This is a genomic window from Archaeoglobus fulgidus DSM 4304, assembly GCF_000008665.1.
Taxonomy (GTDB): Archaea; Halobacteriota; Archaeoglobi; order Archaeoglobales; family Archaeoglobaceae; genus Archaeoglobus; species Archaeoglobus fulgidus.
Genome location: NC_000917.1, coordinates 1451061 through 1470092, shown reverse-complemented (window position 1 = coordinate 1470092; position 19032 = coordinate 1451061). Strand labels below are relative to the sequence as shown.

The 19032-nt window shown below is 47.6% G+C and carries 21 protein-coding genes and 2 pseudogenes; 10 read left to right on the top strand and 13 right to left on the bottom strand.

Translation table 11 applies throughout. The features are described from left to right. Positions 1–9: 9 nt before the first annotated feature. Together rbcL and AF_RS08235 are read right to left on the bottom strand one after the other, a co-directional pair. Positions 10–1335, bottom strand: a complete 1326-nt coding sequence (gene rbcL, locus AF_RS08240; protein ID WP_010879134.1) for a type III ribulose-bisphosphate carboxylase — start codon at positions 1333–1335, stop codon at positions 10–12. A 31-nt stretch (positions 1336–1366) separates the two neighbouring features. Next, positions 1367–2506 carry a geranylgeranyl reductase family protein gene (locus AF_RS08235; RefSeq protein ID WP_143274443.1) on the bottom strand — a complete coding sequence of 380 codons (1140 nt, stop codon included), beginning with the start codon at positions 2504–2506 and terminating at the stop codon, positions 1367–1369. Between the two features lie 47 nt (positions 2507–2553). Here AF_RS08235 and AF_RS08230 point away from each other — a divergent pair, with 47 nt between their 5' ends. The 3 genes from AF_RS08230 to AF_RS13525 are packed head-to-tail and all read left to right on the top strand — an operon-like array spanning position 2554 to position 3750. Continuing rightward, positions 2554–2832: a hypothetical protein gene (locus tag AF_RS08230; RefSeq protein ID WP_010879132.1), complete on the top strand. Its 279-nt coding sequence runs from the start codon at positions 2554–2556 to the stop codon at positions 2830–2832. Next, on the top strand, positions 2829–3227 hold the full coding sequence (locus AF_RS13530; RefSeq protein ID WP_048064431.1) for a radical SAM protein: 399 nt from the start codon (positions 2829–2831) through the stop codon (positions 3225–3227). The genes AF_RS08230 and AF_RS13530 overlap by 4 nt, the downstream gene beginning before the upstream one ends. 4 nt (positions 3228–3231) lie before the next feature. Beyond that, positions 3232–3750 carry a hypothetical protein gene (locus tag AF_RS13525; protein ID WP_244372751.1) on the top strand — a complete coding sequence of 173 codons (519 nt, stop codon included), beginning with the start codon at positions 3232–3234 and terminating at the stop codon, positions 3748–3750. A gap of 13 nt (positions 3751–3763) precedes the next feature. On the opposite strand, the gene AF_RS08215 is transcribed toward AF_RS13525, so the two are convergent. Then, positions 3764–4438, bottom strand: a complete 675-nt coding sequence (locus tag AF_RS08215) for a hypothetical protein (protein ID WP_048064429.1) — start codon at positions 4436–4438, stop codon at positions 3764–3766. A gap of 13 nt (positions 4439–4451) precedes the next feature. Continuing rightward, positions 4452–5384 (bottom strand): sulfite exporter TauE/SafE family protein, encoded by a 933-nt coding sequence (locus tag AF_RS08210; RefSeq protein WP_244372749.1) that lies wholly within the window; start codon positions 5382–5384, stop codon positions 4452–4454. Between the two features lie 256 nt (positions 5385–5640). Here AF_RS08210 and AF_RS08205 point away from each other — a divergent pair, with 256 nt between their 5' ends. Continuing rightward, positions 5641–5892, top strand: a complete 252-nt coding sequence (locus tag AF_RS08205; RefSeq protein WP_048064428.1) for a hypothetical protein — start codon at positions 5641–5643, stop codon at positions 5890–5892. Between the two features lie 31 nt (positions 5893–5923). Beyond that, a pseudogene (locus tag AF_RS08200) lies at positions 5924–6169 on the top strand (pyruvoyl-dependent arginine decarboxylase); the annotation flags it as partial. On the opposite strand, the gene AF_RS08195 reads toward AF_RS08200, so the two are convergent. The 8 genes from AF_RS08195 to AF_RS08160 all read right to left on the bottom strand — a co-directional run bounded on the left by AF_RS08195 (position 6132) and on the right by AF_RS08160 (position 12767). Further along, positions 6132–6875, bottom strand: a complete 744-nt coding sequence (locus AF_RS08195) for a hypothetical protein (protein WP_010879126.1) — start codon at positions 6873–6875, stop codon at positions 6132–6134. The pseudogene AF_RS08200 and the gene AF_RS08195 sit on opposite strands and share 38 nt — an antisense overlap. A gap of 46 nt (positions 6876–6921) precedes the next feature. Next, positions 6922–7956, bottom strand: a complete 1035-nt coding sequence (locus AF_RS08190; RefSeq protein WP_010879125.1) for an IS5-like element ISA1218 family transposase — start codon at positions 7954–7956, stop codon at positions 6922–6924. Positions 7957–8133: 177 nt separating this feature from the next. After that, a complete protein-coding gene (locus tag AF_RS08185; protein WP_010879124.1) occupies positions 8134–8349 on the bottom strand; it encodes a helix-turn-helix transcriptional regulator in 216 nt (71 codons plus the stop codon). Positions 8350–8362: 13 nt separating this feature from the next. Next, positions 8363–8725: a DUF2178 domain-containing protein gene (locus tag AF_RS08180; RefSeq protein ID WP_010879123.1), complete on the bottom strand. Its 363-nt coding sequence runs from the start codon at positions 8723–8725 to the stop codon at positions 8363–8365. A gap of 347 nt (positions 8726–9072) precedes the next feature. After that, positions 9073–10818: an Ig-like domain-containing protein gene (locus tag AF_RS08175; RefSeq protein ID WP_010879122.1), complete on the bottom strand. Its 1746-nt coding sequence runs from the start codon at positions 10816–10818 to the stop codon at positions 9073–9075. 72 nt (positions 10819–10890) lie between these two features. Further along, the gene (locus tag AF_RS08170) at positions 10891–11151 is read right to left on the bottom strand and encodes a ubiquitin-like small modifier protein 1 (RefSeq protein ID WP_010879121.1); all 261 of its coding nucleotides are present in this window, start codon (positions 11149–11151) and stop codon (positions 10891–10893) included. Beyond that, positions 11138–12310 (bottom strand): pyridoxal phosphate-dependent aminotransferase, encoded by a 1173-nt coding sequence (locus tag AF_RS08165; RefSeq protein ID WP_010879120.1) that lies wholly within the window; start codon positions 12308–12310, stop codon positions 11138–11140. Before AF_RS08165 ends, AF_RS08170 begins: the two co-directional genes overlap by 14 nt. Further along, positions 12276–12767, bottom strand: a complete 492-nt coding sequence (locus AF_RS08160) for an Lrp/AsnC family transcriptional regulator (protein WP_010879119.1) — start codon at positions 12765–12767, stop codon at positions 12276–12278. Before AF_RS08160 ends, AF_RS08165 begins: the two co-directional genes overlap by 35 nt. 78 nt (positions 12768–12845) lie before the next feature. On the opposite strand from AF_RS08160, the gene AF_RS12920 reads away from it, so the two are divergent. The 5 genes and pseudogenes from AF_RS12920 (at position 12846) to AF_RS08135 (ending at position 18065) form a co-directional block, all read left to right on the top strand. Continuing rightward, the gene (locus tag AF_RS12920; RefSeq protein ID WP_010879118.1) at positions 12846–13832 is read left to right on the top strand and encodes a YeiH family protein; all 987 of its coding nucleotides are present in this window, start codon (positions 12846–12848) and stop codon (positions 13830–13832) included. Beyond that, on the top strand, positions 13829–15934 hold the full coding sequence (locus AF_RS08150) for a PAS domain S-box protein (protein WP_048064427.1): 2106 nt from the start codon (positions 13829–13831) through the stop codon (positions 15932–15934). Before AF_RS12920 ends, AF_RS08150 begins: the two co-directional genes overlap by 4 nt. Before the next feature lie 106 nt (positions 15935–16040). Beyond that, positions 16041–17548 (top strand): annotated as a pseudogene (locus AF_RS13900) (putative sulfate exporter family transporter). Positions 17549–17558: 10 nt separating this feature from the next. Continuing rightward, positions 17559–17792 carry a hypothetical protein gene (locus AF_RS08140; protein ID WP_010879114.1) on the top strand — a complete coding sequence of 78 codons (234 nt, stop codon included), beginning with the start codon at positions 17559–17561 and terminating at the stop codon, positions 17790–17792. A gap of 30 nt (positions 17793–17822) precedes the next feature. Beyond that, positions 17823–18065: a DUF5395 domain-containing protein gene (locus tag AF_RS08135; RefSeq protein WP_010879113.1), complete on the top strand. Its 243-nt coding sequence runs from the start codon at positions 17823–17825 to the stop codon at positions 18063–18065. On the opposite strand, the gene AF_RS08130 is transcribed toward AF_RS08135, so the two are convergent. After that, positions 18057–19022, bottom strand: a complete 966-nt coding sequence (locus AF_RS08130; protein ID WP_010879112.1) for a radical SAM protein — start codon at positions 19020–19022, stop codon at positions 18057–18059. The two genes, AF_RS08135 and AF_RS08130, sit on opposite strands and share 9 nt — an antisense overlap. Positions 19023–19032 lie beyond the last annotated feature (10 nt).

Below are 19032 nucleotides of genomic sequence, written 5' to 3'. Positions count from 1 at the left end.
TAAAAAATTTTAGATTGGCGTAACCCTGCCCCACTTCTCCAGAGCGGCCTGTAGCTCCGGATGCTGCTTTGCATGCTCCTCCAGCGGGATTGCAGAGATGATGGCATCAAGAGCCTGCCTCACAGCCTTTGCCCCCGCCTTTGCTCCCATCGGGTGGCCAAGAACTCCCCCACCAACCTGAATGACTATCTCCTTGCCGAGGGCGTCGATTACCGGCTCCAGATTTCCTGGATGCAGTCCGCCAGATGAAACGGGCATCGCCGGCTTTATGTGGTGGAAGTTCTGGCTGAGATGGAATGCGTCGCCCTCATCTGGAGTGTACTCAACCTCGCTGAAAATTCTCGCGTTCTGCACGGTGTCCCACTTCTGCCCCTCAAGCTTTCCCGCTCCTGCAGTCCCTATGTGGAGCTGGTCGATGCCGATTATGCGGTAGAGCTTTGCCAGAACGAACATCGATATGCCGTGCTTAGCATTGCGGGTGAAGGCTGCATGCATAGCTCTATGGCCGTGTATGGCCAAATCGTAATCCTCCGCAAGGTCTCTGATGTACTCAAGCGCCCCCCAGCCGGTTATTACGACATCAACCATAACGTGCGGATTGCCGAGTTCAGCTACAAGCTTCAGCCTCCTCTCCATCTCCCTCACATCTGCGGTGATGTTGGCGAACCAAGACTTCTTCTCGCCCGTTTCAGCCTCAACCTTCTCGATGACCTTCATTATCCTCTCCGCCCTCTCCTCGAATCTGCAGTATGCAGGACTTGTGAGGTTCTCGTCATCCTTGATGTAGTCCATCCCGCCTGAAAGAAGCTCGTAAGCCAGCTTTTCAACCTCCTCTGCAGAGTAGCCAACCTTCGGCTTTGGCACAGTCCCGACAATGGGCCTGTCTGCAACACCAAAAATTTTCTTTACACCCTCCTTTCCCTTCGATGGCCCCTTGAAGTCCTTGAGGAAGGACTTTGGCAGCTGCAAATCCTCAAGCCTCAGCCCCTTCACCCTCTTCATGCCGAAAACGTTTCCGGCAATAGAGGCAAGCAAACCCGGCATGTTGTGGGGCTCGAAAAGCTCAGATGGGTAAGCAATTCTGACTATGCTGCTACCATCACCCAAATCCACGAAATCGTAAGCCTTTGCTGAAAGCCCCTTAACCCTTTCCTCATCATACCATGGATGAAGGGATGTCCAAGTCCCCGTGCTGCTCTCCGCCGCAACAGCGCCGGCGGCGTCCTCAATAGTGAAGCCCTCGGCGGGAGTTATCCTGAAAACTGCAACGATGTCATCCTTCTGCGGCTCGTAGCTTTTGTCAACATACTCTCTGTAAATCTCAAACTCCGCCATGCAACAAGTTGCTAAGGAGGTAAATAAAGTTTCAGATTAGCTTCTGGACTATTGGGAGAAAGGGGGATAGAAGTTTTATCTTCAACGGAATTCTGCAGCGGAGGATTTTGTTCATATCCGCATTGCTCGCAAGGCTCAAAAGCCTGCTGACTTTATCGTCGCTGTCCGAGAACCTGTCCCAGATTCTCTTAATCGTGTAAGCGTTCATTAAAGGCTTGTAGAGGTACTTTTTCCACAAGCTGTCGTAAAGCTGAAGGTCGTTCTCACCGTTGAAAAAGCCGTTGATTACTCTCGCCGCAGCATCTCCGGCAACCATTGCCGTCGGAATTCCACCCCCAACGTGGCTTATCACCATGCTCGCCGCATCTCCGGCAAAAAGCACGTTCCCTTTTACAGCACTTTCAAAGGGCCGGTCTATGGGGACTACAGCGCCTATTGAGCTGACAACCTCGGCATCCTTCAGGAAGGGAGAGGAGTAGGGATACTCCCTCACGAAGTGGTCGAGGGCTTTCACAATGGTATCGCCCCTGCTTGCGTATTCGGGCCTGAAGCCTATTCCCACGTTGGCAACTCCCTTTCCCTTTGGAATGATCCAAGCGTAAGCGCCGGGGGAGATTTTTCGGCCGATGTACATGTAAACAACGTCCTCGTTGCACTCAACCCCCTTCATCACGTACTGCTTAGCAGGGGAAAGCTCAGGCTTAGGCATTCCCAGAGATCTGGCAATCTTGGAATTTGGCCCGTCGGAGGCGACGTAAACCTCAGCCCCCACCTCACCCTCTTCAAGAACAATTTTGCCATCCCTGAAGGCCTTAATTCTTTTATTGAGCAGAAGCTTGTGACTGCTTTCTTCGGCAATTGTTTGAATCATCTCGTCACGCCTTACAACATGAAACTCGAAGTCGATCTCGAAGGTTTTTCCATTAGGCAGAACAAAGTGAACCTCCTTGGTTAGGTTGCTCTCAAACCTTTTCGGAATGTCAAAGAGGCTGTAATCGTCAAGATCAGGAAGGAGGGCCTTCATCTCACGCTTGGTTGGAATAATCTCTCCACACTCAACCGGATAGCCGAGCTTCTCCCTCTTATCAATTCCTACAACATCCAGTGATTTGTCCAGAGCCCTTAAAGCGAAGGCGCCGGCGATGCCAACGCCAGCAACCACAACATCCATGGTGAAAGAAGGCATCAAATTTTTAAAGTTTTCACCAAACTTCATTTATGGAAAAGCTCGCCGCAAAAGTGCTGGAGAACTTCGATTTCCTCAAAAAGCTGCTGAGGGACAGGGCAGAGTGTGGAGAGAGCGAGATAACCATTTACGATGACCCCGTAACAATAGTAGTTAAGAGGGACAGGATTGATTTCTTTATCAATGAAGAGTATCACGGCAGCGTTGGGGTGGGGTTCAACACTCTCAGCGATGAAATTAGAGAGGAGGCGAGGTTGTGGCTTGAGGGCCTTGCAGGAATGAAGTTCAAGAGGTATGCGGTGAGAAGATGACCTACGACTTTCCGCCCTTCCGCCCGCCGAGCGAGGCTGGAAGCTACCTGATAAGGGCGGTGAGGGGTTGCAACTGGAACAGGTGTGCCTTCTGCGCGATGTACAAGGGGATGAAGTTCGAGCTCAGGAAGAAGGAGGACGTTTTAAGGGACATCGACAGCATCCCCAAATACTTCCCGCCCTCCAGAACGGCCTTCATCGGAGACTCAAATCCCCTCATCCATCCCGACATAGCGGAGATAGTCCGCTATTTGAGAGAGAAAAGGAAGGAGGTGGAGAGAGTCACGGCTTACGCCAGAATTAAGACAATCGCAAAAATGCCGGAAAGCAGGCTGGAGGAACTCAAAGAAGCTGGACTGACGAGGCTGCACATGGGGCTTGAGAAGCGGGGATAGAGAGGTGCTTGAGCTCGTCCAGAAAGGCATTACGCCTGAGGATGCAATCACAGCGGGAAAGAAGGCGAGAAAGTACTTCGAGCTTACCTACTACGTTATGCCGGGACTTGGTGGGAGAGAGAGGAGTGAGCAGCATGCTGTGAACACTGCGAGGGTAATAAACAAAGCCCAACCAACCTTCGTCAGGCTGCGGACTCTGACGGTTATAGAGGGCACGCCAATTGAGAAGCTCGTGGGCAAAGAAATAACTCTTTTGGGGCCAGTAGAGCAGCTTGAGGAGGTGAGAAGGCTCGTAGAGGAGATAAAGGTGGAGACCCTCCTCCTCAGCGACCACGTTTCGAACTACCTCTTCACCAGAAGCGGGCCGATTTTCTTCGGCGTGAGCGGAAAGCTGCCTGACGAGAAGGAGCAGATGCTGGAGCAGGTTGATGATGCAATAAAGACGGTAAAGCTGCTGGAAGAGAGCGGAGAGAGGGTTTTCAACAGCAATGATATGTACAGGATGGGGTTGATAGGGCTCTGAACTGCAAAAAATATCAGTGGCCCATCGGGCCTCCTCCCATCATCACCCTGAAGATTGCGTAAACGAACTCGACTGCTATGACGAGGAATATAACTCTCAGTGCACCCGTTGAACGCGGTATTGTCAGCAAAATTCCGATTACCGGAGTGAGTGCCAGCAAAGTAACACTGAGCAGTATAGCATTCTCAGGATCTAAAGGATTCTGAAGGAACCACGAGTAGCCGGTTGAGTGAATGCCCTTCACATCACTCCAGAATTTCTCGGCTGGCTCCGACCACTTCTGAACCTCAAGGTTGAGGTTGTCTGCCGGGTTTATACCCGCAAAATAGAATGCAGCAAAGACCATCATCAGAACCAGACCGACATTACACATTATTTTCATAACATCCGCAAATATGTTATTCACGAAGTCTATTCGTATCTTTATCTCTCCCTCTGCCGTTTTTACCTCCGAAATTTCAAAGCCTGTGGGTTGACCCAATATCTCGTAGCTCTGCCCGTCTGTTATTTTTTCAACGCTGGACTTTGCCTTTAGGGTTGGGACATTCAGAATGTACTTTCTTTCTATCGAACGTGGATTGGGGGAGCTTGCAAAAGCTTCTCCTCTGTGCAACGGGTCAAAGACCTCTGCCAGATCTTCGAGACGTGGGAAAAATTTTAGTGTTTTTTCCAAGCCTTTTTTCAGCATATCAATCACCTCCTCACAAATTTAGCAATCCAATTCCAGAAAGACCCTGAATTATGTTTACAACTCCGGAAAGGGCTATCAGTGCTATGACGAGCCTTTTGATTACTTTGGGCTTTGTTTTGGCTGCCAGCCTTGAGCCAATCCTCGAACCTATACTTATCCCCAGCACAACCGGCACAACGACGATTGGCAGAACTGCACCATTCGCGAGGTAAACCCACAGCGACGCTGAATCGTTTATCGCCAGAATCAGCATACTCGATGCAACGGCAGCCTTTAAAGGTAATCCCATCACGAGGTTCAAAATTGGGACGTTCGCCCATCCCGCTCCCAGACCGAACATACCTGCAAGAAATCCGACTCCTGAAAAGGCCAGCATCGCAAGGGGGAGGTTGGAAGCTTCGTAGGTTACGATTCTATTGAGGGTCGGCTCGTACCATCCGCCAGTTAGGTCAATCATTTCTGACAACCGGTCTTTCTTTTCCCTTGGTGGTGGGTACTCCACGTTCTTTGACCTGCTGAGAATTAGTAGCAAAACGAGCAGAACTACGCCAAGACTCATTTTGACGTAGTATGAACCCTCTGGAAACGAGTTGGATATCCACAGTCCGATTACTCCACCGAAAACCGAGAATATTGTGGATACTGACACCAGAGGGGCAACAATCCTCAGGTTTGCCAGACCTTTTTTGGTGAAGTACGGCGCTGAGTTCAGGGAGGTTGACAGAGCAGCAACAAGCCCAGCACCTCTGATAAAGTCAACGTTGAAGGGAAGTATCGCCATTCCCAGCCCCACGAAAATCACACCACCACCGACGCCTGATAGTGGTCCGATAATGCCAATGATTAGGGCAAAAAGGAATACCAGTATGACCCACTTTTCCCACAGCGGCACTTGTAGACTCTCCACCAGTCCGCTGTTCATCACTGCTCCAACAGCAACCACCAGAATAGCTGCACTTAGCATAATTAATATTAATGATGTTCTCGACCATACATTTACAGCTTCTGATGCCATATGAGTCAAGATGTGGTAAAAAATTTAAGTTTTGTTAATTTTTGTGTCAAAAAATTTCAAAAAATTTCGTAATTTTGCTTAAAAAAGCAGAAAGAAATCGAAAAAAGTATTATACTGATAGATTATTTACAAAATGTTCACAAAAAGATAGAAAATTTCTTAAATTTGACATCGAAGGTTGAGTATGGTGGATAAGAAAATCCTAAGCCTCAGAATCGTCATGGATGATGAGATGGAAACGAAGTTTTACGAAATAAAAAAGGAGCTGGGATTGTCCTCCAACGCAGAGGTTGTAAGGTTTCTTGTAAATAGATTCTACAAGGAGCTGGTGAAGAAGGGTGGGCTGGCGGCTGTATTATTGTCCAATTTTGCGAACTTGGTGAGTACTGACTGGAATATCGTTGAGAGCCTGGGTGTTTTTCCGATTTTTGGATAAACGTTAAATTTAGCCCGCAAAACCTACCACCATGGCACTGGTTCCCAGAGAGGTCTTCTTCGTTTCCGGAATCGGAAGGCACCACGACGAGCTGGTGAGTTTCGAGCTTGCACTGCGCGATGCCGGGATAGAGAGATTCAATCTCGTTCCTGTTAGCAGCATACTCCCTCCCGGCTGTAAGGTCGTGGACAGAGAGGATGGTTTGAGAAAGCTCAGGGCAGGAGAGATTGTTTTTTGCGTTATGGCGAGGCACACGAGCGACGAGGAGGGAAAGGAGTAAAGCTGCACCAGACTTCCCCATTTGAATTCAGATATTTATTACAGCTACCACAATCAGGGTTAATGGAAACAGAGGCCAACTTAGCTTTATTTCTGATTGGATTTAGGTATTCATCAAGCACCAAAACCCCAAAGTCTTTTACACTTCCAGCAGAGAGCTGGTAAGTTGCTGAATCGTTTAAGAGGGGTTTCAGATGTTTGGGCTCAAGGTCAACATCGTATCTAACACTTCTTGATGAGGTTGCAGTGGCAATTAAGTAATTAATAGAGAGCTCAACGTCATTGAGTATTACGGTTACATTGGTTCCATCCCTGTCCACATTTCCTGCCCCGTAAATATCTCCCAGCGTCTCATTCCACCACTCGGCAGTTTGCTCGTTGTAGCACTCGAAAGTTATCGTTCCTGTAAATTTAATAGCTCCACCATAAGAGATAGGCTGGAAAATTAAATTGACGTTCTCAGTTGTTGAAAAGGGGTTGAAAGTTGCGTTAATAAGGTAAATAGATATCTTCTCACTTGAGAAGGTGCTCTGATCCGAATCGACTACAATTGCCGAGTTCTGCATTTTTAGAACAGCTGAATGCTCATAAATGAGGCTTGGCGAGGTGGAGTAAAGATAATTTGGCTTGAAGACTATAGCGTAAGTTTTGAAATTGCCAATTCCAGAAATAGCAACATTTAACTCCTTTTTATCAACCGTCATTGAGGCCTTAGCAGGAGAAATCAAAACATATAAGGTCTTCTCTATATCACCACTCCGACAATCTCTGAATTACCTTCTTTTCCCTAAAACCCAGCTTAACCGTCATCCCCACTAACAGGACAGAAAGAGCACACTTCTTTCTCACAGAATCGACCGTATAGCAGTGCAAATCCCTCAAACTGAAAGCTTCTTTCCCCAGCTTTATCACGTCTTCAATTATACTCCTCAAAGTCTTAAGATTTTGCTTCAACCCTTCAAACAATTTTCTTACAAGCTTCCTGTATCTCTTTTTCTCCTTCTCAACGTTCTTAGAGGCAAATATGCTCAGAGGATAGCTAACCATCCCTTTAAGCCTCTCTTCTCTGAAATTCTTTCTTGGGATAATTAGGGGAATGATCCCGTATCTCAGTCCAATCAGATAGTTTTTGTAGGCGTAGAAACCTCTGTCCATGATGATAGAGTCTCCAAACCTGATTAGCTTCCTCCTCTTGAGCATTTCCAGAATTACCGGATAGATTCTGCTCTCGTGAGTGTTAGCAGGGTAAATGTGGAAGAAAAGAGGCGTTAAAGTATTGTAGTCGATTAAAATCATCATCTTCATGCCGAGAAAGAATCCCTTGGTTGAATAACCCCATTTGTATGGCTTATTACTCAATTCTCTCCTCCTGAAGGGATTTAGGTCGAGTGATATATCTGTCCAATCCAATATTAAAATTGATGATTTCTTTCTACTTCTCTTTGCGTTAACGTTTAGGATGGAGAAAACTAAGCTTATAAACTGCTCAGCCTCAAATTTCGACATGAAGCTGTAGATAGATCTCAGTTTTATTTCCTCTCCTAGCCTCAAGAACTTTCTCAGTTCTGACCGCTTATTCAATTCGCTTACAGCATAGGAAATCTCCAGTTCGAAGAACATAGCCATTACTTTGAGGTACTCTACGGCTTTATTGACTGGAGATATTCCATTTCTCGCCAGCGATTTCTTTGCTTCTCTTGATTCAAGCTTGCTTACGATTTGAGATAGGAGCTCCCATTTCTCGTCTCCTCTGGCAGGAATTACTGGTAGTTTCACTTGAATCACCTGAAAAAGGATGATTCGGTTAGATTGATTAATTTTTCGAATTTTGGTGGTTTTGTTTTTGATTTAGGGTTGTGTAGTTTTGTCCTGTTGAAGGGGAAGGTGGAAGAGCTCGTTGTTCGCTTTACAGAGGTAAATGGAAGGAGATTGGGTTAGGGGTTGAAGGAACACCCTATAACTTTACCTTTTTTCCCATAGCTCCTCCTCATCAAAAATAAAGATGTCCTCAATTTTTGCATTGAAAACTCTCGCTATTTTGTAGGCCAGCTTTAGGGATGGGTTGTACTTTCCCTTCTCAAGGAAAACAATGGTCTCCCTCCTCACCCCAACTCTTTTAGCCAGCTCCTCCTGAGTCATGTTGAACTTCGCTCTGAACTCCTTTATTCTCGTTCTCATACTGGCACCTTTGTTAGTTCAACGCTCGCACGCTGTAATAGCTGTAGAAGGCAAGGTAAAGCACGAGAACCCCGCAGACGGCAAATTCGAGAGCGAAGGCTGCATCTCTGTGCAAGTCAAGGGCCAGCATTACAGCCCCCAACAAAGCTGCTCCAATGCTGAAAACTTCAATCGTTCTCCTCGAAGCCCTCTCGCTTATCTTTAAAGTTCTCTCATCCTCTATGATTTCGTCTGTCCTCCTCCTCACCACCGAAAGCAGAAGGAGTCCGGCAATTACTGCAATTACTGCAATAAACCACTTCCCGCTTTCTACTGCATATCCCACCGCAGCCCCTACAGCAATTGCCGTTAAGATTCCAGCTTTGGCGTACCGCATACTCCACCTCGTTATGTTTTTCTAACATTTTGTTAGAAATAGTTAACTTATTTAAGGTTTTTGGTTGGGGACCGTAAGAGATTGTTAGAAGTGCTATGTGAGGTAAATTTTAGAGGGAGGTTGATGGGCAATAAAGACGGTAAAGCCGCTGGAGGAGAGCTGAGAGAGGGTTTTCAACGGCAACTAATGATATAATGGAGTTTGATTGGCTTTGACAAAGTTCGTTATCCCAATTCGATTTTGCTTTAATGGTTAAGCTTAGTGATGGTTTGGGCAAATCAGTTTTATTTTCGTAAACTTTGTTCCTATTGTTTTTGAAAAAACTATATTTCCAAGACTCTGCCTTCTCAAGTCAGAATGTCAAGTTCGATGTAGTCGGTGTATATTTGCGAGTCTCTGTTGCCTTTCCAAGTTTGTGTCCAGTCATTTTGGACTATTAGCAAGTACACTTTCTTGTTTTGGATGTAGTTACCTCTCTTTTCGCATTGCAACCACACTTCGCTACTTGATGTCGTGTCACACAGGTATTCCCAACCAGTTCCATTCCAGACGTAAAGAACAACTCCATCATTGCGATTATTTTGCACATCCAACCAAGCAATACCGTTCCAGAAGACTTTCAAACTACTCATTTGTACATCTCCGACATTAAACTCAAACAACTGGGAGGCATGATTCTTTTGGCTATTTTGTTTAGACTGAGCATTATTTTGCGTTTTTTCCAAATATCCAGAGGTGGGCACATATTCGCCTGACCACCAGTCCCAGGATCCATCATTATAAGCAGCCAGTTCTTTGTCTTCCAGAGCATATGGCTCCCAGTTTGGGTCTGTGATTAAATCTCTTGGACTCTCTGCAGGCGGTTTTGTTGGATCGATAAACCCGTTTACAGGGCCATGGTATATCTCAACCAACCCTCTTGATGCAGGAGTGAAAGACAAATATCCTTGTCCTCCTAACCCTCCAGAACTAACAGGAATAACAGTTATCGAAAATTTAGTTTTGTTGAATCCTGAATTTATGCTATCTATCCGAAACTCTACATCACAGTTGCCAGAATTCACTGCTTCAACCGTAACCGTAAAAACTCCTTTCTCATCAGTTTGAGGGGATGCTGACACAATGCGACACTTATCGCCCCCGGAAACAACAGAATAGCTAACACGTGAATACCCTCTAACGGGGTTGTTGTAGATATCCAAAACCTTTACATTCAACTCTCTTTGCTCTCCTTTCAGCATTGACAGAGTATTGCTTGAAGTAGCAAAGATTCTGTAAGGTTCGATTCTCTCATTAAGTTTAGCTCTTTCACCAATCGAAGCCTGAACAATCAGATAACTCATGCTCAACGTCGTGTTGAAAAGCCTAAAGGTCATTTCCTTCCTACTCCCATCGGCTGTAACGTTGCCCGCTCCAAAAATATTCTTTAAAGTTTTATTCCACCAGTCAAAGGTTTCATCTAACACTTTTAGAGTTATTGATGCATTTTTGACAAAGGTATCTCCACCATATGAGACAGGGATAAATTGAAGATTTAGTGTATTAGGTGTAGAAATTGAACTGAAGGTGGAGTTTACGATAAACAGGTGAACTTTATTCCTCGAAAATGAGACGGGTGAGGAAACGTTGAGGGCGGAATTTCCGCTGGTTTTGATTACGGCAGAGTGCTCTACGATTATTTCAGGTTTTTGCATGTAAAAGTAGTTTGGTTGAACAATTATTGCATAGGTTGTAAACTTGTTGCTGTAACGGAATAAACTGCCATTAGGCAGCGTTTCGTTGAACTTAACATCAACGCTTAGAGGAATTGCTTTTAAGGATGTTGATGCTGTTGAAGGATTTATCAGAAACCCCCTGTTTGGGTACTCACAACCTGCATCTATGCTCGCAACCCCCTGTTTTCCAGTTGTAGCGGAAATAAACATAATTTTTGGGATTTCTGAAGCCTCAAATTCAAGCTTTGATAAATGTTCCGCCTCAACCTCTTTATTCCAAACAGGCACCCACTGGGCCTGCATGATTCCGATTAACCCCATTATGATGGCAAGCATCAAAACGAATCCTATGAGGGGCGATACGGCCTTACTATCCATCGCTTAAAATTTAACCCTGGGCAATAAATATTTATCTTTCAAAAGTGTAAGCTGTTCTACGGAAAATTTCTCCTACCCCCCGCTCACCGGCGGGAATATTGCGACCTCATCTGTGTGGCTGAGCGGGTAATTCAAATCCCCTCTAACGTTCCTCCCGTTGACCATGATGTTGACGTAGTCCCTCAGCCTTCCCTCCTCGTAAAACAGGCTTTCGAGCTTCGGAAACCTCCTTACCAGCTCCTGCAGCACCTCTCCCACAGTTCCGGCTTCAACCTCAACCTCCTTAACTCCCGCCGCCTCCCTGAAGTTTGCGAAAAGCTTAACCCTCACCATGCTCCTCAACAAACTCCTTTATTCTGTCCATTGCTTCCTTCAGCTTCTCGAACTTCACAGCGTAAGCCAATCTTACGTAGCCCTCCCCGCACTCGCCGAAGGCATTTCCCGGCACAACCGCAACGCTTTTCTCGAGCAGCAGCTTCTCTGCAAACTCCTCGCTGGACATTCCGGTTGAGGAAATCTTCGGAAAAGCGTAAAATGCTCCTTCAGGCTTCTTTATCTCAAAAATCTCGCTCAATCTTTTGACCACAAAATTCCTTCTTCTCATGTACTCTGCCCTCATCCTCTCCACTTCGTCAAGGCTCCTCAGAGCCTCAATCGCCCCTATCTGTCCCGTTATTGGAGCGCAGAGCATGCAGTACTGGTGAATTTTCAGCATCCCCGCAAAGATGTCAGGTGGGGCAATCACGTAGCCGACCCTCATTCCGGTCATTGCGAACGCTTTGGAGAAGCCGTTGAAAATAACAACTCTGTCCTCCATTCCGTTCAGCGCGGCCATGGAAACATGCCTTCCCGTGTAGGTGAGCTCAGCGTAAATCTCATCGGACAGAACGATGAGGTCGAGCTCGTTTACAGCGTCAGCAATCTCCTCAAGCTCCTTCTTCGAGTAGCTCACACCCGTGGGATTTGCGGGGTAGTTCAAAACGAGAATTTTGGCCTTCGCATCCCTGTACTGCATCAGCATCTCGTAGGTGAGCCTGAACTCCGGAGCGGTGGGAATCGTCACGGCTTCACCGCCGCATATCTCAACGAGTGGTTTGTAGCTCACGTAGCACGGCTCAGGGATGAGAGCAGCATCGCCCGGCTCTATCAGAGCTCTGATTGCAATGTCAACGCCCTCGCTAACGCCTGAGGTAACCATGACCTGCTCGGGCAGAGCCTTGACGCCGAACCTCGTATAATACTCCGCAATCCCCTCCCTCAGCTCCGGCAGGCCGAGGTTGGATGTGTAGGATGTGTATCCCTTTTCCAGCGAGTAAATCATCTCCTCCCTTATCCTCCACGGCACGGGGAAGTCTGGCTCTCCAACGCCGAGACTTATCACATCATCCCTTCCCACCACTAAGTCGAAAAATCTCCTTATTCCCGACGGCTTCAGCTCCTCAACCCTTCTCGCAAGTCTACGGGACAAAGGCAAGCCTCCTGTCTTCCTCATCTTCAAACAGATTCACACCTTCCTCCTTGTACGTTCTCAGCACGAAGTGCGTGAAGGTATCCCTCACCTCAGGAATGGTCGAAATCTTCTCAGCAACAAAGAAGGCGATGTCCTTCAAGCTCTTCCCCTTTACCACAACCTGAAAGTCGTACTCACCGCTTACAAGCCTCACCGCATGCACTTCGCTGAACTTGGCGATTCTCTTGGCAATATCATCATACCCCTTCTCCCTCGTCAAAGAGACCTTAACGTTTATCAAAGCGTAAACAAAATCCTCCTGCAGCTTTTCCCAGTCAACGATGGCTTTGTACTTCAGAATAACCCCATCATCCTCGAACTTCTTAATGATCTCCTTAACTCTGTCAACGGGCAGTGCCAGAACCTCGGCTATTTCCTCCTCGCTCATTCTTGCGTTCTCCTCAAGGAGTTTGAGAACCTCAAGCTCAACGCTCTCCACGTCTCCGCTTCGGGGAAATTGTATTTAAAATTACTCCCAAAACAAATTTTATATATGTTGGTACAGACTATTTAGCAGATGCGCGAGACGGTAAAACTGATTGAAGTTGCCAGAGAGTTGCCCGTTTCGAGAAAAAACCTTCAGATGCTATTGCTGCTTTTACTTTGCGGTGCAGCTGCTTATATCATAAACCTTGCTGATCCTGCCCTTGAACCCCTCTTTCTGGCTCTTGTTTTTGGTATAGTGGCGGGAAACCTCCAGAGGGACGAGGAAAAGAAAAGAGTGGTTGAGAGATACGTTCCCTTCCTCCTCCCCATTGGTATAACCCTTTACGGTGTGAACATCAACATCCCCTATCTGGGCGAGTTCCATCCAGAAATTGTGGCTGCAACGCTCATCTCAACCTCCCTAATCTTTCTCACCGTTTTCTGGCTCTCGTCTCGGTTAAAGCTAAGCAGGCAGATGTCCATTCTTCTTGCCTGCGGAAGTGGTATTTGCGGTGTTTCGGCAATTGCAATAATCTCTCCCCTTATAAAACCAAGGAAAGAGGAGTTTTCGGCAGCAATTATGATTATAACAGCCGTAGGGCTCACTGGAGCTATACTGTATCCAAGCATAGCCCACTACGCCAGCATCTCCCCCGATGAGTTTGCCGTTCTTGCAGGGGCTACGCTTCACCAAACGGGGATTGTGAAAATCTCCTCTCAGCTTTTTGGTGTTGAGGAAGAGGCACTGGCGATAAAAGGAATCAGAATTGCAATGATAGCCCTCGTCGTCCTCATTCTTTCAATAATCTACTCGGAGAGCAGGTTTTACGTACCGTGGTACATCGTGAGCTTCCTTGGAGTGGCGCTGTTCTCCTCAACCTATTTGCCGGGAGAGGTCGTGCAGGCATTGAGACCGCTTGCCACTGTGATGTTCGCCACGACTCTTGCGGCAATCTGCTACACGGTAAACGTAGGAAGGGTGCAGAGGGTTGGAGTGAAGCCTCTTTTTGCCTCATACGCCGGTTGGGCAGTGGGAGTTGCTTTCGTCCTTTTATTGCTGGGGAGTGGTGCGCTATGAAAGTTTTCGTCAGATTTGTTCTGATGCTAACCGTAATATCCATCCTTTCACTGCTTCTCGGAATTTCTCTGGTGGAGATGGGCGTTCCACCAGTATACTACCTCTACGTGGTGGTTATAGTCCTGATTGTCTCTCTCTTCTCTGCTGGAAGCATCCTTGAGCCGTTGGAGGAACTTAGGGATGCCTTTCAGAGTGTGGTGAGTGGAGAGATTAGAACAGTGACTCCCAAATCCACCGATGAGTTTGGAGAACTGGCAAAGGCCTTTAACTGGATGGTTGAAGAGCTTAGGAAAGAAAAAGAGTCGCTGGAAGAGAGTGAGAGGAGGTTCAGGAGTGTTGTTGAGGAGATGGATGGCTGGCTTTTTGAGCTCGACAGCCATTACTGTATCACTTTTGCGTCCCCCAATTTTAGGGACAAGTTCGGAGATGTTCAGGGAAAGCCCGTAAGAGACGTCCTCGAGCATTTTCCCGTTGAGAAGCTCGAATCTGGAAAATTTGAGTACGAAATAATTAAAGACGGAAAAATAACCCCTGTTGAAGTTATCGTAAAAAAGGACGGTGGAACTTACAGATGCCTCGCCAGAGACATCTCTACAAGAAGAAAAATCGAGAGACAGCTTGCCTTCTTCAGAGAGATTCTTGAGCACTCTGTCGATGCCATAGTCATTCTTGATGTTGACAGCAGAATTACGGTGTGGAATCGCGGTGCGGAGATGATGTTTGGCTATACTGCCGAGGAAGCTGTAGGGAAGCCTCTAAACTTCTTAATGCCCAAGGAGCGCTGGCAGCAGTGCACCGAGAACTTCAAGAGAGCAGTTGTTGAGGGACATGTCAAGGACATTGAGGCTCCGAGAATAAGGAAGGATGGAGAGATGATAATAGTTGACCAGACTCTCACCAGCATTCACGATTCCAATGGAGAAGTTATAGGCTTTGTGGCCATAATGAGAGACATAACGAGGAGGAAGAAGGCTGAAATTGAGCTTAAGAACACATGCGAAGAGCTGGAAAGAAGGACGAGAGAAATTCTCGAAGTTCAGAAAGGGCTGCAGCAGCTTGCAAGCATTGTGGAGAACTCCAATGACGCCATTTACTCCGTAAACCTAGAAGGGAAGATAACGAGCTGGAACAGGACTGCCGAAAGACTTTTTGGGTGGAGAAGAGATGAGGCACTGGGGATGCCGGCTTCCAAGCTCCTTCCTGAGGAGATTAAGGGTGAGACGGAGTTCATAATCAGGAGAATAAGGGAAGGAGAGTCTGGACTGAGGTTCGAGACGAGAAGGTTAAGGAAAGACGGAGTGGTCATTGACGTGGAGGTCACAGTTTCTCCACTGCTCAACGAGATGGGAGAGCTTTCAGGAATTTCGATAATTACGAGAGACATTTCAGAAAAGAGGCAGGCAGAGAGGGAGGCAGAGAGGAGAATGCTGAAGTATGAGGTTGAGAGGGGGAGAGTTTACTTCGCTGACAGCTTCGACACGGCGGTGGACGTTATTAACGACCTAATTAGGTGCGGTTACAATGGTAGGGTGATAAGCAGAAGATATCCAGAGGTTCTCGGAATCGAGGAGGGTAACCACCTTATGCTCTCTGCAAAGAAAAGAGACGGCACACTTGAACCTGACCCGGACAGAATATACAGGGAGATTTTGAACATGCCGGGATGGAAGAATGCTGTGCTGCTCGACATCGACTACCTTCTGATAAAGAGGAACTTCGAGGAGGTTTATGAGCTTATACAGAGGCTCAAGGATGTTTTCTTCGTTCTTAACAAGGGGATTCTGGTTGTGTGCACGGAAAGCGAGCTGCTCGGTGAGAGGGAGATGAAGCTGTTGAAGATGGAGTGCTGCGCCATAAAGAGCAAGAAAATTGAGATGCCTGCAGAAATCTACGAAATTCTTAGGTTCGTTTACGCCCAAAACAGAGTGGGGGAGAGGCCTTCAATAAAGGATGTCATGACCAACTTTGGCATAACGAGGAACACGGCCAAAAAGAGGGTGGCGTATCTCGCTGAAAGGGGACTAATCAAAATGATTAAAGATGGAAGAATGAAGGTTCTGGAGGTCACAGAAGAGGGAAGGGAGGTTATGAGGGTAGCATAACACTATTTGACGCTTTTTTTGACGATATTCTAATATTTTGTTAAAACCAAATTATGAATGTGGGATTTGTTGATTTGCGAGTAGTGGACGGTTGAGAGGTGGTGGTATGGCAGAAGAGAGGAGAATTGACTGGTCTTCACTGTGGAAGAAAGAGGACTGGTGGGCTTTCTGGCTTGGAATGCTGCTGTTCGTGCTTTGCCTTGCTACTGCGTACGGTGCGGACATCATGGGATGGGTAGTAAAGTCAAGCACCTGGGTTGATGTTTCAAAAGCCATGGGGCCGACGAGCAAGAACTTTGCCTACCTCGGACCGATTGGCTCCTTTGTTGTATCATGGCTTGTTCTGCTGATTCTCACAACCATCGGCGCTGTAGCGATGGGCTGGAAGGGTGGAAAGTTTGCCGCGGCCTTTACAGTAATATTCATCTTAACATGGATTTGCTGGGTGATTGGCCACAATGCCTACATTGCAGCAACTGACCCAGCAAAGGCTGGAGTGCCGTGGTCGCTGCGCATGACGGGCGAGGCAGGATACATCTTTGCTCTGATTCTCGGCCTGATTATAGGAAACTTCTTCAAGGGCTTTGCCAACTGGCTTAAAGAAGCTGCCAAGCCCGAGTGGTTCATCAAAACTGCCATCGTTCTGCTCGGTGCTGTTGTGGGTATCAAGGCTCCTACGATTCCACCTGAGATTCTGTACAACTACCTCTTCAGAGGTCTCTGTGCAATTGTAGAAGCCTACCTGATTTACTGGGCCCTCGTTTACTGGGTTGCAAGGAGGTACTTCGGCTTCAGCAGGGAGTGGGCTGCTCCGCTTGCGTCGGGTATCTCAATTTGCGGTGTTTCAGCGGCCATAGCAACTGGAGGAGCCATCAGGGCAAGGCCAGTGGTGCCAGTCATGGTTGCATCGCTCGTTATCGTCTTTGCTGTGGTTGAGCTGCTCTTCCTACCTTTCCTTGCCGCAACCTTCCTGCAGCACCAGCCCCTCGTGGCTGGAGCATGGATGGGACTCGCTGTCAAAACCGACGGTGCTGCCACTGCAAGTGTGAAGTGGTTGAAGCTCTGATACTGGGCTGGAATCCTGAATACGAACCACTCAAAGGCTGGATTCTCAACGCCGCTGTTACGACGAAGATATTCATTGACATATTCATTGGCGTATGGGCATTCATCCTTGCAGTTGTCTGGGTTTACTGGATCGAGAGAAGGCCGGGAGAGAAGGTGGAGAAAGTTGAAATCTGGTACAGATTCCCCAAGTTCGTCATCGGCTACTTCCTGACCTTCGTCATCGTTGCATGGCTCACATCAGCAGCAATCAACGCCTACGCAGCGAGCCTTGGAGTCAGCGTTTCCGAGCTGACCACCGAGCAGTTCAAGGCAGCTTACGCTCCATTCAGCGCTGCAGTCAACGAGATGAACAGCCTCAGGAGGATATTCTTCGCCCTGACCTTCTTCAGCATCGGAGTGATATCCGACTTCTCAGTGTTGCGCAAAGAGGGGCTCGGCAGGCTCGCTTTAGTGTACTTCGTCTGCCTCTTCGGCTTCATCATCTGGATTGGACTGGCCATAAGCTACCTGTTCTTCCACGACGTGCACCTGCTGTTCCTGAAGTGAGGTGGTGAAAATGGCGAGAGAGGAGCCCTGTCCGAACTGCGGAAAGATGGCCGAGATAGTCTCTGAGGGAGACAGAGAGATACTCAGATGTGCAGCGTGCGGAACAGAGAGAGTCATCGTGGGCATGGAGGAGATACTGCCCATAGAGAAAAAGCTGGTCATAGCGAGCCTGATTCTGGCAATAATACTGCTGGGCATTCTTTACTACATCAGCTACCAGATGATCGCCCACCTTTACACCTAATTTTTTTATTTTGAGGTTATGTGATTTTTTATGGTGAAGCTCAGTTTCACTCTAAGATTTGGGGATGTCTGGGTTGCGGAGAATGAAGAAATTGTGGCCAAAGGCCACTCTCTGGATGAGCTCGACAGAAACCTTGAGCTTGAGCTGAGGAAGGCTGGCTACAAGGGAAGGGTGGAGATTTTCATGAAGTTCGACTACTCGACGATTCCCGAATGGATGAGACAGTTCCATCCGCACTACTTCAACAGGACGGTTGTGTTCGATTTAGACTGAATAGGCCTTGTAGCAGGTTCTGCAGGGCTGTGGGAGTGGAGGGAGTTCGGTTGGCAGAGACTGGTGGAGAACCTGAAGGCGTCTCTTAAAGGTGTCTCTGAAATCGCTCTTCAACCACTCCTTAAAGCTGGAGAAGTAAACCTTCGGAACCTCCACAGTCCTTCCCCTGAACCACCTTGGAATTGTTTCGCTTGCTGTGGGCAGATTGAGGTAAGCGCAGGGAGCAATTCTGCCATCAACTGCAACAACGCAGTTCTCCACCGGGTTTTCTGCACAGACCAAAGCCTCCTCCATCAGTCTCGGCTTTGCGATAAAGCCAATTCCCAGCTCCTCCGCCCTCTTTCCAGCCTGCTCCACAGCCTTTTCCACGTCTTTATCAGCCGTTAACCCAAAAACCTCCTCTCCCACAAGCTCTTTCGAGGGAATGTAATCGAGGTTGTTGGCTATAACCTCATCCGCCCCGCATTCGGCGGCGAAATCGATGAGTTTGGGGAGAGACTCAATTGTGGATTTCAGCATCATCGTCGCAATCACGATTTTCGGCCTTTTGCCTCTGCTCTCTGAGACAAGCTTTATATTCCCTGCAAGCTTTTCAAGGCTGCATCCCCTCACCCTTTCATGCTGTCTCGCATCACCGCTTGCAACTGAGACGGCAAGAAGGTCGAGCTTCAGGATTGAGTCGATATGGTGGTCAATTAGCAGGCCGTTGGTCGTCAAACCAACTTTGCAGCTTTTTGCAGCAATATCAACCATCTCCCCAATGTTCGGGTTGAGCAGAGGCTCCCCCCAGCCCTGCAGATGGGCGTAATGGAACTTTTTGAAGGGGATGAGCCTGAAAGTTTCCATATTCATGTCCTTGGCTATCCACTCATCGCTAAAGCAGGATTTCGGGCACATCAGGCAGCTAAGCTGACACCTCGTCGAAACCTCAACCTGAACGAAGCCGAGTTTGGGCATAATGGCTGTT